Source organism: Streptomyces sp. NPDC004561, assembly GCF_053602155.1.
In genome coordinates this window covers 1-15,442 of sequence record NZ_JBSGDB010000197.1, presented here as the reverse complement: position 1 = coordinate 15,442, position 15,442 = coordinate 1, and the positions used below count along the sequence as shown (strand labels likewise).

Sequence of the window (15,442 nt, the reverse complement as noted above, 5' to 3'; positions counted from 1 at the left end):
GCACGCGCACGGCGCCGAGGTGACGTGCGTGCACCGGCCCGGCGAGGACCGTGCCGCCCCGGCGCCCGCCGGCGTCTACCGTTCCGTGCCGGTGCCCGATCCGCGCAGCGTCGAGGACGTCCTCGCGGGGCTGCTGCGCGAGGGCCGGGTCCCGGGCGACTACGACATCGTGTGCAGCCAGCACGAGTTCACCCTGGTGACCGCGGCCGTGACCGAGGGCGCGACCCGCTGGATGGACCCGTCGACCGCGGTCCGGCTCCGTGACAAGGCCGTACAGAAGGAGGCCGTGCGGCGGGCGGGCATCCCGGTGGCGCGCTGCCGGGTGATCGGCGACATCGGCGAGCTTCCCGGCGCCGCCGAACTGCCCGCCGTCGTCAAGCCCCTCGCGGGAGCGGCGACCCGGCACACCTACGTCCTGGACTCCGCCGAGTCCGTCGAACGCGCCGTGCGCGGCGTCGAGGCGGAGGGCGCCGGCGGGCCGTGGCTCGTCGAGGAGTTCGTCTCCGGGGACGAACTGATGCTGGACGGCGTGGTCCGCGAGGGCAAGGTGGTGTTCCTCTCCGTCTCGCGCTACCTGCACAACGCCATCCGGGTGCGCTCCGGTGCGATCGTGGGCGCCGTCGCCCTGGACCCCACCGTCCACGAGGACCTCTACGCGCGGGCGACCCGGCTGTGCGACGGCGCCCTCGACGCGCTCGGCCACCGGGAGGGCGTCTTCCACCTGGAGGCGTTCCGGCAGGCGGACCGGCTGGTGTTCAGCGAGTGCGGGGGCCGGGTCAGCGGTGGCAAGGCCTTCGTCGTCATCCGCGAGAAGTTCGGGGTCGACCTGCACGACGAGTGGGCGCGCGCCGTCCTGGGCCTCCCCTCGTGCGCCCTGGCCGCCGAACGCTCGCCGCGCGGGTACGGCCATGTGTTCCTCGCGGTGCCGGGCGGCGGGCGGATCGTCTCGCTGCCCGGGGCGGACCAGGTCATGGCCCGCGACGGCGTGGTCCTCGCCGACCTCGCCGCCCGCCCCGGCGACGTGCTGGCCGACCCCAGGCGCGCCTCGGACAGCGGGGCGGGCGCGGCGGTGGTGGCCGGCGCGGACGAGGAGGAGGTCGCACGCCGGCTCACCGGACTCGCGCGGTGGTTCGCCGGCGCGGTGACCGTGGAGGCCGGCGGGGATGCGTAGCCGGCTGCGGGCACTGCTGCCCGAGACGCGCTCCGGCCGGCTCCTGGCGGGCGGCATCGGGGTCAGCGCGGCCGGCAGCGGCGCGTTCCTGGCGAGTTCCACCCTCTACTTCGTCGGCCAGGTCGGCATGCGGCCCGCGCAGGTGGGCCTGGCCCTCTCGCTGGCCGCGGTCTGCGGCATCCTCAGCCCGCTGCCGGTCGGCCGGCTCGCCGACCGGTTCGGGGCACCCCGTCTGTATCTGGCCCTGATGGTGGTACGCGCGGCCGGTTACGCGGGCTTCGTCCTCGTCGGCAGCTTCCCGGCCTACCTCGCGCTGGCCGGCCTGGTGACGGCGGCGGACCGCGCCTGCTCGCCCCTGCAGCAGGCGGTCGTGGCCCTGGTGGAGGCACCGGACCGGCGCACCCGTGCCCTCGCGTCCGTCAACGCGATCCGCAACGCGGGCATGTCGCTCGGTCTCGTGCTGGCCGGCGCGGTCCTCGTGCTGCCGGGGCGGGGCGGGTTCGTCGCGCTGTTCCTGTTCAACGCGGCCTCGTTCCTCGTCGTCGCCGGAACCGCGCGCCGCGCACTCCGACTCGCACAGCCCCTCCCGGGGACGCACACCGGCCCACCGGCTCCGCCCGCCACCGAACCGCTCCCCGGGCCGGGCAGCCCGTGGCGTGACCGCCGCTACCTCGCGCTCACCGCCGGAAACGCCCTGCTCGCCCTCCACGACTCCGTGCTCCAGGTGCTGATCCCGGCCCAGGTGGCGACCCGGCACGGTGCGCCGGCGAGCCTGGTGCCGGTCCTGCTCGGCGTCAACACCCTGATGACCATCTTCCTCCAGGTGCCGTTCGCCAGGCTGGCGGCGGACACCGCGCGGGCCCGGCGCACCCTCGGCCTGGCCCTCGTCCCGCTGACCCTGGCCTGCCTCGCCCTCATGGGCGCCGGTGGCCTGCCGGTCGCGTCGGCGGCCGTTCTCACCGCGGCCGGCGTCGTGCTGCTGACGCTCGGCGAGAACCTGCACGCGGTGGCCGGCTACGAGCTGTCGTACACCTTGTCGGCCGAGGCCCAGCGGGGCCGCTACCTCGCCCTGTTCCAGGTCGGACAGAGCGCCCAGCTGGTGGTGGGCCCGGTGCTGATGACCGCCGTGGTCCTGCCCGGCGGCGCACCGGGCTGGGTCCTGCTGATCGCTCTTCTGTGCCTCGGCACGGTTCTCGCCCGCGGCGGCGCAGCCACGGAACGGAACAGCCGTATTCCCGTGCCGCATTGACTCGGGCAACCGCCCGACGGATCATCGGACCACTCAAAAGGACAGGGCGTGGAGATACTCCAGATCCCCGACATGGAAAGCCGAGCGTTCAACGCGCTCATTCCCGCGGATTCCGCACGCTCCATCACACTCGGCACACTGGGACCGGAGGGAACCAGCAGCGAGTACATCGCCCGGGCGATGTCCCGCGCGCTCGGCGCCCGCGGAGGATTCCGGATCCTCCTGGAGAACACATACGAACAGTGTGTGGAATCCCTCACCGAAAAGCGCGTCGATCTCGTGCTGGTGGCGCACGCCTATCCCGGTATCAACGCCTTCTACATGAACCCCGAGCTGAAACCCGCACTCGTCTTCCGGGGCAGCACACCGGAGTACGGCCTGGCCACGCGAACCGACTTCGCCTATCACGAGGAACTCCTCTACAGCGACACGGTCGTATCGCATCCCGCGCCCATTCCGCTGCTGCACCACCATTTCCAGCGGCCGGTGAACCTCGTCACCGCGACCTCCACGAGCCAGGCCGCCGGCGATGTCGCGGACGGGCGGTACAACATCGCCATCACGAACGAGGAGGCGGTCAAGCAGCACAACCTGAAGTTCGTCTACAAGTTCGCACGGATTCCCATGACATGGACTGTCTTCTCCCGACGGAAGGACCGCGATGACCACGCACACCGATGAACGGCTCTACTTCCCGGCCCCCGACCTCGTCCTGCACGACGACGGGATCCGCCTCGAGTCCTACCGGCGCGACGACACCGAGGTCCGGGTCACCTATCTGCCGCCCGGCGCCGTCGTGGCGGCCCGGTCGAGCGCCGAGGCGCAGGTCGGGATGGTCGTACGCGGCGAACTGACGGCGACCGTGGGGGAGGTGACGAAGCGGATGCGCGCCGAGCACGACGTCTACGTCGTCCCGCCCGGCGTCGCGCTCTCGGTGGAGAACCCGTCCGCGGAGGAGACCGTCGTCCTCGAAATCAGGCGGAACAAGCCGGACGAGGCGTATCCGGCGCCCAGCGGATACTTCCTCGAACCGATCGAGTCGCGGAAGTTCGTGAAGATGGACGTGACGTTCTTCCTCGCCGACTGGATCGAGCTGATGATCGCCGACATTCCCGGCGGCGGCGAGATGCCCTATCACAAGCACTCCCACGAGCAGATCGGGATATGCCTGGAGGGACGCTACGAGATGACCGTCGAGGAGACGCGCCACGAACTGCGTTTCGGCGGCACGTACTTCTGCGCGAGCCAGGAGGGACACGGCGCGGCGAACCCGAATCCGGCCCTGGCCCGCTCCCTCAACATCTTCATCCCGCCCCGCTACCACCGCGTCCCGAAGCCGGGAGAGAAGAAGGAGGACGAGTGACCAGGGTAGCCCTCGTCCTGGGCGCCGGCCGGGGTATCGGCCGCGCGACCGCGCTGCGTCTGGCCGCACGGGGACACACCACGGTCCTGTGCGCCCGCGGCCGCGACGATCTGGAGAAGGTCGCCCGGGAATCGGGCGGCGGAAACACCGCCCACGTGTATCCGGGCGACATCACGGAACCCGCTTTCCGTGCGGAACTGATCGCCGACGTGGAACGCCGGCTCGGCAGGATCGACGTACTCGTCAACAACGCGCCCGGACCGCTGCCCGGTTCTTTCGACAGCGTGGATTCCGGCGACGTGACCGCCGCGATGGAACAGAAACTGGTTCCCTGTCTGGACCTGGTGAAATCCGTCGCGCCGGTGATGGTGCGCAACGGATTCGGCCGGATCGTCAACGTCGTCGGCAACATCGGGAAGGAACCCGCCCCCGGCATGTTCCTGTCCGGCCTGGTCAACGCGGCCGTCGCCAACGCCGCCAAGTACCTGGCGAACCAGTACGCCCGGCACAACGTGACGGTGAACTGCGTGCACCCCGGGACCATCCGCACCGACCGCTACGACCGGGCCGTGGAGCATCTGAGCCGGACCGGCGGGATCTCCCCGCGGGAGGCGGAGGACCGGCTGCGCCGGGCGATCCCCATGGACCGGCCGGGCAGCGCCGACGAGGTCGCCGCCGTCATCGGATTCCTGGCGTCCGACGAGGCGTCGTACCTGACCGGACAGCAGATCTCGGTCGACGGCGGACAACTGACATGCGTGTGAGAGGAGAGGAACCCGTGTCCGAGGAACACCTCACGGACGGCAAGGACTTCCGGGGCAAGGTGGCCGTGGTCACCGGCGGCGCGTCCGGGATCGGCAGGCGGACCGCGATCGAGTTCGCCCGGCAGGCCGCGACGGTCGTCGTCGCCGACATCGACGAGCGGGGCGGCGCCGACCTCGTCACCGCCCTGCGCGCCGACGGTCACGACGCGCTGTTCGTGCGGACCGACCTGACCAGCGAGCCGGACTGCGAGAACCTCGTCGCCACGGCCACCAAGACGTTCGGGCACGTCGACGTCCTGGTCAACAACGCCGGCATCGAGATATCCACGCCGGTGCACGAGATGCCGGTGCACGAGTGGGACCGGCTCGTCGACACCAACCTGAAGAGCATGTTCCTGTGCTCCAAGCACGCGCTGCGCGAGATGATCCCGGCCTCGCGCGGGGCGATCGTGAACGTCTGCTCGGTGAGCGGCCTGGTGGCCTGGCCCGGCATCGCCGCCTACAACGCCACCAAGGGCGGGGTCATGATGCTGACCAAGTCCCTCGCCGTGGACTACGCGCCGTACGGGATCAGGGCGAACTGCGTCTGCCCCAGCATCATCGACACCCCCATGACGGACTCCTCGATCGGCCACGACGCGTCCGTCAAGGAGGAGAAGGCGAAGCTCAATCCGCTCGGCCGCCTGGGCACGCCCGAGGACGTCGCCAACGCGATCCTCTTCCTGGCGTCCGACAGGTCGTCGTTCATCACGGGCGCCGCGCTCACCGTCGACGGCGGCTACACGGCCCTGTAGGGCCGCGACCTCCCCTCCCCGCACCGAGAGAAAGGCTGACCGAGTGTCGGACCGATGGAACGGCGACGACGGCGCCGGCGGGTTCCCCCTGCTGACCGTCCTCGCCCTGATGGCGGGGATCTTCGCCGTCGGCTCGGAGGAGCTGGTGGTCTCGCCGCTGCTCGTGGACATGGCCCGGTCGTTCGACACGTCGGTGGCCGTGATGGCGCTCTCGGTGAGCACCTACGGCATCGGTACGGCGGTCGGCGCCCTGCTCTTCGCCCCGCTCGGGGACCGGGTGTCGCGCCGTCTGTGCCTGGTGGTCGGCATGGCGGCGTTCGTCCTGGGGACGCTGCTGTGCGCGGGCGCCGGCGGGCCCGGCTTGTTCTTCACGGGACGGGCGGTGGCGGGCCTGGCCACCGGTGCCTTCGTGCCGACCGCCTACGCCTTCGTCGGCGACCAGATCCCCTACCGGTACCGCGCCCGGGCCATGGGCGTCATCGTGTCGAGCTGGTCGCTCTCGCTCGTGCTGGGCGTGCCGATGGGCTCCTTCGTCGGGCAGTGGTCGGGCTGGCGCTGGACCTTCGGGCTGCTGTCGGTCCTGGGCGCCCTCGTGGCCTGCGTGCTGGTCCGGGCGGGCCGGCGAGGTGCGGCCACCGAGGAGCATGGCGAACCCACCGAGTCCGCCGGGGCCACCGGGCCGGCGCGGGAGCCCGGGGAGACGGCGGGCGCGCGCGGCGGGCCCGGCTCGGCCGCCCGGGCCCTCCTGGCCCCGAAGGTCCTCGTGTACATGCTGGCGACCTTCCTGAACATGCTGGGCTTCTACGGCATGTACACCTACCTGGGCAGCGCCCTGCAGTACCGGTTCGGCACCGGCAGCTCGCTGACCGGTCTCGTGATCCTGGTGTACGGCCTCGGGTTCTCGACGAGCTTCGTCACCGGCCGGTGGGCCGACGAACGCGGCAAGGAGCGGGTGCTCGTCGGCCTGCTGGCCGGGCTGGTTCCGGCGCTGGCGGTGATCCCGCAGGTCACCCGGTGGACCGCGCCGCTGGTCGGCTGCCTCTTCCTGTGGGGCGCCATGCAGAGCCTGGTCGTCACCCTGCTCAGCACCCTGCTCAGCGAGTGCTCCCCACGCCACCGCGGGACCGTCCTCGCCTTCTACAGCCTCGCGACGAATCTCGCGGTGGCGCTGGGGGCGGCCGTGCTCGGCCCGCTGTTCTCGGCGTACGGCTTCGCCGCCGTCGGCTGGGTCTGCGCCGTGATCACGCTCGTCGCGTGCGGCCTGAGCGGATGGTCCGCCCTGCGAGGCGGCCGCCCGGCCGCGACCCCCGAAGACGGCCCCGCCGTGGGCCCGGAGACGAAGGCGGCCGCACATGAGGACTGAGTTCGCACGCCGGCTGCTGGATCTGCCGAGGAGTTCGTTCGCGACGACCGTGGCCCGCATCGACGGGCTGGTCCGGGCGGGCGAGGACGTCGTCAACCTGTGCCAGGGCAACCCCGACCTGCCGACCCCGCCGCACATCGTCGAGGCGCTGCGCCGGGAGGTGCTCGATCCGGCCACGCACCGCTACCCGTCCTTCTCCGGGCTGTACGAGCTCAAGGCCGCGGTCGCCCAGTGGTACGCGACGCACCACGAGGTCCGGCTGGATCCCGAGACCGAGGTCGCCATCCTGTTCGGCGCGAAGGCCGGCCTGGTGGAGATCAGCCAGTGCTTCCTGAACCCGGGGGACGTCTGCCTGATGCCGGACCCGGCCTTCCCCGACTACTGGGCGGGGGTGGTCCTCGCCCGCGCCCGGATGCACCCCATGCCGCTCCTGCGGGAGAACGGCTTCCTGCCCGACTACGGCGCCCTGGACCCGGCCGTGCTGGAGCGGGCCCGGCTGATGTTCCTGAACTACCCGAACAACCCCACCGCCGTGACGGCCCCCCTCCGGTTCTACGAGGACACGGTCGGGTTCGCCGCCGAGCACGAGGTGATCGTGGCGTCCGACTTCGCCTACGGCGGCCTGGGGTTCGACGGCGAGGCGCCGGTCTCCTTCCTGCGGGCCGAGGGCGCCAAGGAGGTGGGCGTCGAGTTCATCTCGCTGTCGAAGATGTTCAACATGGCGGGCTGGCGGATCGGCGCCGTCGTCGGCAACCGCGAGGTCGTCGCCGCGATCAACCTCATCCAGGAGCACTACTACGTCTCGCTGCCGCCGTTCATCCAGCGCGCGGCGGCCGAGGCACTGACCGGCCCGCAGGACTGCGTCCGGGAGCTGACGCAGACCTACGAACGCCGCAGGGACGTCTTCGTCGCCGGGGTCCGGGACGTCGGATGGGACATCGACGTGCCCCGGTCCGTCTTCGCCTGGCTGCCGATCCCCGGTGGCGGCAACTCCGCCGCCTTCGCCGACGAACTGCTGACCCGCGCCCGGGTGGCGGTGGCGCCCGGCCGCTGGTTCGGGGAGCACGGCGAGGGCTATGTGCGGGTGAGCCTGCTGGCGCCGGAGGACCGGCTCAAGGAGGCCGTCGTCCGACTGGCCGACTTCTGGAACGACACGGAAAGGAACCGTCGACCATGACGGACACGACCATGACGGAAACAACCATGACCGAGACGGCCGAGCCCGGCACGACCGTGGCCGGCCCGGCCGAGGCCGGGGCCCGCATCGAAGCGGACCGCGGCGAGATCGACGCTCTCGACGGGCGCATCATCGAGCTGCTCACCGAACGGGTTCAGGTCTCCGCCCGGATCCAGCGCACACGCGTCGGCTCCGGCGGCCCGCGCACGGTGTTCGCCCGGGAGATGGACATCCTGGCCCGCTACCGCGACGGGCTCGGCGCGGACGGCACCCGGATCGCGATGGACGTCCTCAAGCTGTGCCGGGGGGAGAACCGTTGATACGCCACGTCGTGCTCTTCAAGTTCAAGTCCGGGATCGACTGGCGGGACCCCCGCGCCCAGGCGGCGGAGCGCACCGCCACCCAGGTCGGCCGTGAGGTGCCCGAGCTGCACGAGTGGCGCTGCGGCCGCAACGTGTCCCCGCGCGAGATCGCCTACGACTTCCTCGTCGAGGGACTCCTGGACGACATGGACAAGGTCGAGCGCTATCTCGTCCACCCGTTCCACCAGCAGGCCATCCGGCAGTGGCGGGAGATCAGCGACTGGGTCGTGGTCGACGTCGAGGTGTGACGGAAGGCCGGACGGCCGCCCCGGCACCGTGGCCGGGGCGGCCGTACCGCCTTCGCGCCGTGCTCAGTTGACGTTGACCGCGCTCCAGGCCGCCGCCACGGTGTTGTACTCCGTGCTGCCCGCGCCGTAGAGGTCCTTGGCCGCGTTCAGGGTCGCGGTCCGCGCGGCCGCGTAGTTCGTCGAGGACGTCATGTAGACCGTCAGCGCCCGGTACCAGATCTTGCCGAGCTTGTCCCGGCCGATCCCTGTGACCGTGGAGCCGTCGTACGTCGGCGAGTTGTAGCTGACGCCGTTGATGGTCTTCGGTCCGCTGCCCTCCGCCAGCAGATAGGCGAAGTGGTTGGCGACGCCGGAGGAGTAGTGGACGTCGAGGTTCCCGACCGACGAGCTCCAGTAGTCCGCGGAGCTGCCGTCCTTGGACGGCTGGTCCATGTAGCGCAGGGCCGTCTTGCCGAAGCCGGGCTTCACGATGTTCTCGCCGATGAGGTAGTCACCGGGGTCGGAGGGGTTGTTGGCGTACCACTCGACCATCGTGCCGAGGATGTCGGAGGTGGCCTCGTTCAGCCCGCCGGACTCGCCCGAGTAGGTCAGCGCGGCCGTCTTGGACGTCACGCCGTGCGTCATCTCGTGCCCGGCCACGTCCAGCGCCACCAGCGGCCCGAAGGTGGTCCCGTCACCGTCGCCGTACGTCATGCAGAAGCAACTGTCGTCCCAGAAGGCGTTGTTGTAGTTGCTGCCGTAGTGGACGCGGTTGTACGAGCCCTTGCCGTCGCCCGCGATGCCGTTGCGGCCCTGGACGTTCTTGTAGTAGTCCCAGGTCTCGTTGGTGCCGTACTGGGCGTCGACGGCGGCCGAGGAGCGGTCGGCCGTGCTGCCCGTGCCCCAGTGGTTGTCGGCGTCCGTGAACACGGTGGCGGGGGCCCGGCTGAAGCAGATGCCGAGGAAGCACGTGTCGGTCTTGTTGGCGGCGTCACCGGTGTAGGTGTTGCCCCGGGTCGGGTCCTTGAGCTGGTAGGACGAGCCGGACTGGGTCGTCTCCAGCGGCACCGTCCCGCTGTACAGCGACTGGCCGTCGCCGGTGGCCGTCTCGATGCTGTCCCAGGCGTCGATCTGGGCGCCGGTGCGGGCGTCGGTCAGCACGGTGCGGGCGACCGGGTTGCCGAGCGAGTCCAGGCCGACCGCGTTGGTGCGCCAGGCCAGCCTCGGGGCGCCGTGCAGCGCGTCGACGACCAGTTCCGGCTTGGCCTTGACCTGCTGCAGCCGGTCGCCGAGATTGGCCGCGCGCAGCGCGTTCACCGCGAGGTCGGCGGCCTTCGTGGCGAGCACCTTCGGGGTGATCGAGGACAGGGATACGGTGCCGCGGGTGGCGCGGTCGGCGCTGCGGTAGCCGCCGTTCGGGGCGAGGTGGACGACGAAGTCGCCGCCCAGTACCGGGAGTCCGTGGTAGGCGCGGTCGTAGCGGACGTGCTGGGTGCCGTCCTTGTCCACGATCACGTCACGGACGCTGGTGTCCTGCGCGGAGGTGAGGCCGAGGCTCGCCGCGTGGGACAGGAGCGCCGATGCGGCGTGCTCGATCGCGGTGGCGCGGGTGGGTCTGTTGGCCGCGTGGGCGGCGGGGGAGAGGGTGACGGCCAGCAGGGTCGCGGTGGTGACGGCGACACCGGCGGTGGCGAGACGACGGGAACCTCGGACGTGCTGCCGTATCCGGCTCATCTGTCTCCTCGGGGAGGCGCCAGGCTGGGGTGTGGGGGAAGGCGCGGGATGTCACTGAGATTTTTAAAGGGCCATGACATGTCATGTCCATAGGGCGTTCATGGAGATGTGTGAGAAGGCGGCGGGGGACCAGAATCGCTTCCGTGACCGTCACGGAGCCCCGAGACCCGCTGCCCTTCTTCGTCTACGGCACCCTGCGCCCCGGCGAGCCCAACCACGACCTGTTCCTGCGCGGCCGCACGCTCGCCGAGGAACCGGGCCGCCTCCCGGACGCGGTGCTCTACGACGGGCCGGGCTATCCCTACGCCGTCGCGCAGCCGGGCGGCGAGGTGCGCGGAGAAGTGGTGACCGCCCGTCCCGACGCCTACGGCGAACTCCTCGCCGCCCTGGACCGGTTGGAGGAGTACACGCCGGGCGACCCCCGCAACCTCTACGAACGCGTCGCCCGCCCCGTCCTGCGCGCCGACGGCGTCACCGTCCGCGCCTGGGTCTACCTGGCCGCCCCGCCCGTCGCCGCCCGGCTGCGCGTCGCCGGCACCCGCATCGAGGACGGTGACTGGCTGTCCCGCCGCTGACTCAGCCCAGCAGCGTCAGCCCCTCGGGCACGGCCACACCGAACTTCTCCTCCACCACACGGCGCGCCTCCGCCTCGTCCGCGAGCTTGCGCTCGGTGACCGTGCCGTCGGGCCGTGTCTCGGTGAACCGGTCGCCGTCCAAGGCGAGATGGCGCTCCCGGGTGGTCCGCTGGAGATACGGACGGTGGGTGAAGGGGGAGCGCGGGTTGGTGCCCACGTGCCAGTTGAACACCTCGAAGTCGGCGGCCGTGAAGGGCTCCTGGGTGAACGCGTACTGGCTCACCCACTCGTCCCGGAACCGGTCGTACGCCTGCAACGCCCACAGTTCCAGCGGCCCGTGGTGCGGCAGCAGCACGAAGCGGTGCCGCCGTCCCGCGCCCTCGAACTCGGTGCCGAGGACCAGCGGCACCGGTTCCAGCAGCGCGCCGGCCGCCCCGAAGCCGACGTCCGCCAGATAGGGCCGCGGGTCTCCCGGCACCTCCACCCGCAGCATCGCGTGCGTCCGCGGCCGGCTCTCGGGCGTCTCGGCGCCGAGGACCACCCGCCCCGCCAGCGGGGTCACCCGGAACCCGAGCGCCTCCAGCGCCCGCCACAGCAGGGTGTTGTGCTCGTAGCAGTAGCCCCCGCGCCGGCCGTGCACCATCTTGGCCATCAGGTCGCCGACGGCCAGCGACGGGGCCCGGCCGGCGACCGGGTCCAGATTCTCGAAGGTCAGGGACAGCGCGTGGGCCAGATGCACGCCCCGCAGGGTCCGGAGACCGGCCTGTCTGCCGCCCTCCCACCCGATGCGGTCCAGGTAGGCGCCGAGATCGAACTGCTCGCTGTCGGACATGCTCCGACCGTACGCCGCGCCCGCCCCCCGCCGCCTCGGCCCACGGATGGAATCCCGGTCTACACCTGTGGGCCGAGGACCTCCACCCGCACCGCGCACGACTTGAACTCCGGCATGCGGGAGGTGGGGTCGAGGGCGGGGTTGGTGAGGTTGTTGGCGCGGCCCTCGCCGGGCCAGTGGAAGGGCATGAAGACGGTGTCGGGGCGGATGGCGGAGGTGATGCGGGCGGGGGCCACCGCGCGGCCCCGGCGGGAGATCACCGCGAGCGGATCGCCCTCGGCCGCGCCGAGCCGGGCCGCGAGGCGCGGGTGCAGCTCCACGAACGGGCCGGGCGCGGCCGCGTTCAGCTCCGCCACGCGGCGGGTCTGCGCGCCCGACTGGTACTGCGACACGACCCGGCCGGTGGTCAGCAGCAGCGGATACTCGGCGTCCGGCTCCTCCGCCGTACCCCGGTGCGCCACCGCGACGAACCGCGCCCGCCCGTCCGCCGTGGCGAACCGATCGAGAAACAGCCGGGGCGTACCGGGATGCACCGGCCCACCGGGCACCGTCTCCCCTCCAGTACCCCCACCTCCGACCGGGCCGGAGGCGCCGCCCGCCCACCCGGGCAGGCCCTCCACGCCGGCTGTCCCCGCGTCGGCCGTGACCGCTTCCGGGTCCGCGGTCACTGGTACCGCGCCCGCCCTCGTCAGGCCTCCCGCCCCCGACGCCGGACCCGCCGTGGCCCCCTCGGGACCTGCTGCCCCCGGTACGGTGCCCGCCGCCCCCGAGGCCATGGCCCCCGCCGCTTCCTCCTGACCGTCCGCCCCCGCCGTCGCGGTGGCCGCTACCCCCGGCACGTTGTCCGGGCACGGCCAGAACAAGCCATTTTCTGCCGCCAGTCTGCGGTAGGTGATGCCGGAGTAGTCGGCGGGGCCGCCCGCGCTGGCGTGGCGGAGTTCCTCGAAGACCTGCTCGGGGTCGGTGGGGAAGCCCTTCTCCACGCCGAGGCGGGCGGCGAGCTCGTGCAGGACGTACAGGTCGCTGTGGACGCCGGGCGGCGGCGGGACCGCCCGGCGGCGGAGCAGGACCCTGCCCTCCAGGCTGGTCGTCGTGCCCGTCTCCTCCGCCCACTGGGTGACCGGCAGCACCACGTCCGCCAGCTCGGCCGTCTCGGACAGGACGACGTCGGCCACGGCCAGGAAGTCCAGCGAGCGCAGCCGCTCCTCGACGTGTGCCGCGCGCGGCGCCGACACCACCGGGTTGGAGCCCATCAGCAGCAGCGCCCGGATGTCCGTGCCGAGCGCGTCGAGGAGTTCGTACGCGCTGCGCCCCGGTCCGGGCAGCGTGTCCGGGTCCACGCCCCACACCCCGGCCACGTGCCGCCGCGCCGCAGGGTCGTCCAGCTTGCGGTACCCCGGCAACTGGTCCGCCTTCTGGCCGTGTTCGCGCCCGCCCTGCCCGTTGCCCTGCCCGGTCAGACAGCCGTACCCGGACAGCGGACGCCCCGCCCGGCCGGTCGCCAGGCACAGGTTGATCCACGCGCCCACCGTGTCCGTGCCCTTCGACTGCTGCTCGGGCCCGCGCGCGGTGAGCACCATCGCCGCCTCGGGCTCGCAGAACAGCCGTACCGCCTCCCGCAGCAGGGGGACGGACACCCCCGTGATCCGCTCCACGTACTCCGGCCAGTGCGCCATCGCCACGGCCCGCGCCTCCTCCCAGCCGCTGGTGCGCCCGGCGATGTACGCCTCGTCGGTCCGGCCCTCCGCCACCACCAGGTGCAACAGGCCGAGCGCCAGGGCGAGATCGGTTCCGGGCCGGGGCGCGAGATGCAGGTCCGCCTGCTCGGCCGTCCTCGTGCGGCGCGGGTCCACGACGATCAGCGTGCCGCCGTTCTCCCGCAGTTCGGTGAAGAACCGCAGCGAGGGCGGCATCGTCTCGGCGAGGTTGGAGCCGACCAGGATCACACACCCGGTCCGCGGGATGTCCTCCAGCGGGAACGGCAGCCCCCGGTCGAGCCCGAACGCCTTCGTACCGGCCGCCGCGGCCGACGACATGCAGAAGCGGCCGTTGTAGTCGATCTGCGAGGTGCCGAGCGCCACCCGTGCGAACTTCCCGAGCGCGTACGCCTTCTCGTTGGTCAGCCCGCCCCCGCCGAACACCCCGAGCGCGTCCGGACCGTACCGCGCCCGCGTCGTCCCGAGCCGCTCGGCGATCCGGTCCAGCGCCTCGGGCCAGCCCGCCTCGACCAGCCGGCCACCGGACCGCACCAGCGGCGAGGTCAGCCGCACCGCCGGCGACAGCACCTCGGCGGCCGTACGGCCCTTGCCGCACAGCGCGCCCCGGTTCACCGGGAAGTCCGCCCGCCCGGTCACCTCGGCGCCCCCCTGCGGCAGGGGCGTGACGTTCATCCCGCACTGCAGGGCGCAGTACGGGCAGTGGGTGGGCGTCGAGGCGTTCTCCATGCCGTCCAGCGTGGTCGGGGCGTGTTACGTCCCCGGGCCGCCTCCGGTTACGCGCCCGGCACGGCGACCTCCCCGCGCGCCACCGGACGCCGTGAGGGGCGAGCTCACCGCCCGGCGGCCAGCGCCCGCGCGACCCCGGGCTCCTTCGGCCCCAGGAACTGCGGATCCGGCCGGAACACCACGTCCAGCGCCGCCTTGCCCGCCGCGAACACCTCCCGCGTGCCGCCGTAGTACCAGGTCACGTCGTGCTTGTCGTCGACCCCGACCCCGTACGAGTCCACGCCCGCCGCCTCGCACAGCGCCACCGCCCGCCGGATGTGGAAACCCTGGCTGACCAGCAGGGCCCGGTCCACCCCGAAGATCCTCTTGGCCCGGACACAGGAGTCCCAGGTGTCGAACCCGGCGTAGTCGCGGACGATCCGCCCGCCCGGCACCCCGTGCCGCGTGAGGTACGCGCGCATGGCGTCCGGCTCGTCGTAGTCCTTGCGGCTGTTGTCCCCGGTGACCAGGACGGCCCTGACCCGGCCCGCCCGGTACAGCCGCACCGCCGCGTCCAGCCGGTGCGCGAGGTACGGCGACGGCTCCCCGTTCCACAGCCCGGCCCCGAACACCACCGCCACCGGCGCGTGCGGCGCGTCCGCCGTGGTGCGCAGCCGGTCCGCCGTGGACACGTACAGCCAGGCGGCCGGCAGCAGCGCCAGCACGCACCCGGCCATCACGGCCTGCACCAGCCGCCGCTGCCCGGCGCGGGTGCGCGGCCACCGCGGTCGACGGATCTTCATACGGCCCCCCAGCGATCGGCTCCGTCCTTGGAGGACGCCGGCGGCGGCGCTCCGGTTCGCCTCACATCGTGCATCCGTACGACGTGATCCGGCGGAAAACGCCTGTGACGGCCCGGCAACGGCCACGCAACCTCCTGCCGTCAGGATCGCTCCATGACGGCGTCGCACCCTCCCAGCTCCGAGTCCGCCATCCACCTCGACAGCACGGCGCACCTCATGAACAGCATCAGCAGCCGGCTCGCCGGCCGGCTCCGGCTCGTCTCCCCGCTCGGCCGCCGCCCGGCCCCGCCCGCCCTCGTCCTGGTCGCCCACGGCAGCCGCGACCCGCGCGCGCTCACCACCGTACGGGCCCTCGCCGAGCGGGTCCGCGAGCTGCGCCCCGCCCTCCCCGTCCACCTGGGCCACATCGAGCTGAACGAGCCGCTGCTCCCGGACACCCTCGCGGCCCTCGGCGACGCCCGCGCCGTGCTCGTCCCGCTGCTCCTGAGCCGCGGCCACCACGTCAAGCGGGACATCGTGTCGATCCAGTTGAAGAACTTCACGCCGGTCGGGACCGCGATCAGGAACGTCATGAAGGAGAAGAACGGCAGGAGCACGCCGCCGGT

The 15,442-nt window shown here is 72.3% G+C and carries 15 protein-coding genes and 1 pseudogene; 12 read left to right on the top strand and 4 right to left on the bottom strand.

Annotated elements, in window-relative coordinates; all coding sequences use genetic code 11:
* The 10 genes from ACWEN3_RS24465 to ACWEN3_RS24420 form a co-directional block, all read left to right on the top strand.
* A partial coding sequence (locus ACWEN3_RS24465) for an ATP-grasp domain-containing protein (protein ID WP_452974785.1) occupies nucleotides 1-1,171 on the top strand: 1,171 nt, incomplete at its 5' end.
* Nucleotides 1,164-2,420 (top strand): MFS transporter, encoded by a 1,257-nt coding sequence (locus ACWEN3_RS24460; protein ID WP_452974782.1) that lies wholly within the window; start codon nucleotides 1,164-1,166, stop codon nucleotides 2,418-2,420. The genes ACWEN3_RS24465 and ACWEN3_RS24460, both read left to right, overlap by 8 nt.
* Before the next feature lie 48 nt (nucleotides 2,421-2,468).
* Nucleotides 2,469-3,101 (top strand): hypothetical protein, encoded by a 633-nt coding sequence (locus tag ACWEN3_RS24455; RefSeq protein WP_452974780.1) that lies wholly within the window; start codon nucleotides 2,469-2,471, stop codon nucleotides 3,099-3,101.
* Entirely contained in the window at nucleotides 3,082-3,783 is a 702-nt protein-coding gene (locus tag ACWEN3_RS24450) for a cupin domain-containing protein (RefSeq protein WP_452974777.1), read from the top strand. The genes ACWEN3_RS24455 and ACWEN3_RS24450 overlap by 20 nt, the downstream gene beginning before the upstream one ends.
* Nucleotides 3,780-4,547 (top strand): SDR family oxidoreductase, encoded by a 768-nt coding sequence (locus tag ACWEN3_RS24445; RefSeq protein WP_452974775.1) that lies wholly within the window; start codon nucleotides 3,780-3,782, stop codon nucleotides 4,545-4,547. The genes ACWEN3_RS24450 and ACWEN3_RS24445 overlap by 4 nt, the downstream gene beginning before the upstream one ends.
* A gap of 14 nt (nucleotides 4,548-4,561) precedes the next feature.
* The gene (locus ACWEN3_RS24440) at nucleotides 4,562-5,341 is read left to right on the top strand and encodes an SDR family NAD(P)-dependent oxidoreductase (RefSeq protein ID WP_452974773.1); all 780 of its coding nucleotides are present in this window, start codon (nucleotides 4,562-4,564) and stop codon (nucleotides 5,339-5,341) included.
* A gap of 43 nt (nucleotides 5,342-5,384) precedes the next feature.
* Nucleotides 5,385-6,704, top strand: a complete 1,320-nt coding sequence (locus ACWEN3_RS24435) for an MFS transporter (RefSeq protein ID WP_452974771.1) — start codon at nucleotides 5,385-5,387, stop codon at nucleotides 6,702-6,704.
* A complete protein-coding gene (locus tag ACWEN3_RS24430; protein WP_452974768.1) occupies nucleotides 6,694-7,881 on the top strand; it encodes an aminotransferase class I/II-fold pyridoxal phosphate-dependent enzyme in 1,188 nt (395 codons plus the stop codon). Before ACWEN3_RS24435 ends, ACWEN3_RS24430 begins: the two co-directional genes overlap by 11 nt.
* Nucleotides 7,878-8,201, top strand: a complete 324-nt coding sequence (locus ACWEN3_RS24425) for a chorismate mutase (RefSeq protein WP_452974766.1) — start codon at nucleotides 7,878-7,880, stop codon at nucleotides 8,199-8,201. The genes ACWEN3_RS24430 and ACWEN3_RS24425 overlap by 4 nt, the downstream gene beginning before the upstream one ends.
* The gene (locus tag ACWEN3_RS24420) at nucleotides 8,198-8,491 is read left to right on the top strand and encodes a Dabb family protein (protein ID WP_452974764.1); all 294 of its coding nucleotides are present in this window, start codon (nucleotides 8,198-8,200) and stop codon (nucleotides 8,489-8,491) included. The genes ACWEN3_RS24425 and ACWEN3_RS24420 overlap by 4 nt, the downstream gene beginning before the upstream one ends.
* Before the next feature lie 63 nt (nucleotides 8,492-8,554).
* Here ACWEN3_RS24420 and ACWEN3_RS24415 read toward each other — a convergent pair whose 3' ends face one another.
* Nucleotides 8,555-10,204 (bottom strand): M4 family metallopeptidase, encoded by a 1,650-nt coding sequence (locus ACWEN3_RS24415; protein WP_452974761.1) that lies wholly within the window; start codon nucleotides 10,202-10,204, stop codon nucleotides 8,555-8,557.
* Nucleotides 10,205-10,347: 143 nt separating this feature from the next.
* Between ACWEN3_RS24415 and ACWEN3_RS24410 the strand changes: the two genes are divergently transcribed.
* Complete coding sequence (locus ACWEN3_RS24410) at nucleotides 10,348-10,779, top strand: gamma-glutamylcyclotransferase family protein (RefSeq protein WP_452974758.1); 432 nt, start codon at nucleotides 10,348-10,350, stop codon at nucleotides 10,777-10,779.
* A gap of 1 nt (nucleotide 10,780) precedes the next feature.
* Here ACWEN3_RS24410 and ACWEN3_RS24405 read toward each other — a convergent pair whose 3' ends face one another.
* The 3 genes from ACWEN3_RS24405 to ACWEN3_RS24395 all read right to left on the bottom strand — a co-directional run bounded on the left by ACWEN3_RS24405 (nucleotide 10,781) and on the right by ACWEN3_RS24395 (nucleotide 14,837).
* On the bottom strand, nucleotides 10,781-11,611 hold the full coding sequence (locus ACWEN3_RS24405; RefSeq protein WP_452974755.1) for an arylamine N-acetyltransferase family protein: 831 nt from the start codon (nucleotides 11,609-11,611) through the stop codon (nucleotides 10,781-10,783).
* A 59-nt stretch (nucleotides 11,612-11,670) separates the two neighbouring features.
* On the bottom strand, nucleotides 11,671-14,055 hold the full coding sequence (locus ACWEN3_RS24400; protein WP_452974752.1) for a molybdopterin oxidoreductase family protein: 2,385 nt from the start codon (nucleotides 14,053-14,055) through the stop codon (nucleotides 11,671-11,673).
* A 104-nt stretch (nucleotides 14,056-14,159) separates the two neighbouring features.
* Nucleotides 14,160-14,837, bottom strand: a complete 678-nt coding sequence (locus ACWEN3_RS24395) for a SanA/YdcF family protein (RefSeq protein WP_452974749.1) — start codon at nucleotides 14,835-14,837, stop codon at nucleotides 14,160-14,162.
* Nucleotides 14,838-14,990: 153 nt separating this feature from the next.
* Here ACWEN3_RS24395 and ACWEN3_RS24390 point away from each other — a divergent pair.
* A pseudogene (locus ACWEN3_RS24390) lies at nucleotides 14,991-15,353 on the top strand (sirohydrochlorin chelatase); the annotation flags it as partial.
* Nucleotides 15,354-15,442 lie beyond the last annotated feature (89 nt).

Excerpts from the sequence above, each read along its gene's own strand:
- ACWEN3_RS24460 (WP_452974782.1), top strand. The coding sequence starts at position 1,164 with ATGCGTAGCCGGCTGCGGGCACTGCTGCCCGAGACGCGCTCCGGCCGG.
- ACWEN3_RS24450 (WP_452974777.1), top strand. The coding sequence starts at position 3,082 with ATGACCACGCACACCGATGAACGGCTCTACTTCCCGGCCCCCGACCTC.
- ACWEN3_RS24430 (WP_452974768.1), top strand. The coding sequence starts at position 6,694 with ATGAGGACTGAGTTCGCACGCCGGCTGCTGGATCTGCCGAGGAGTTCG.
- ACWEN3_RS24425 (WP_452974766.1), top strand. The coding sequence starts at position 7,878 with ATGACGGACACGACCATGACGGAAACAACCATGACCGAGACGGCCGAG.
- ACWEN3_RS24415 (WP_452974761.1), bottom strand. The coding sequence starts at position 10,204 with ATGAGCCGGATACGGCAGCACGTCCGAGGTTCCCGTCGTCTCGCCACC.
- ACWEN3_RS24405 (WP_452974755.1), bottom strand. The coding sequence starts at position 11,611 with ATGTCCGACAGCGAGCAGTTCGATCTCGGCGCCTACCTGGACCGCATC.
- ACWEN3_RS24400 (WP_452974752.1), bottom strand. The coding sequence starts at position 14,055 with ATGGAGAACGCCTCGACGCCCACCCACTGCCCGTACTGCGCCCTGCAG.
- ACWEN3_RS24395 (WP_452974749.1), bottom strand. The coding sequence starts at position 14,837 with ATGAAGATCCGTCGACCGCGGTGGCCGCGCACCCGCGCCGGGCAGCGG.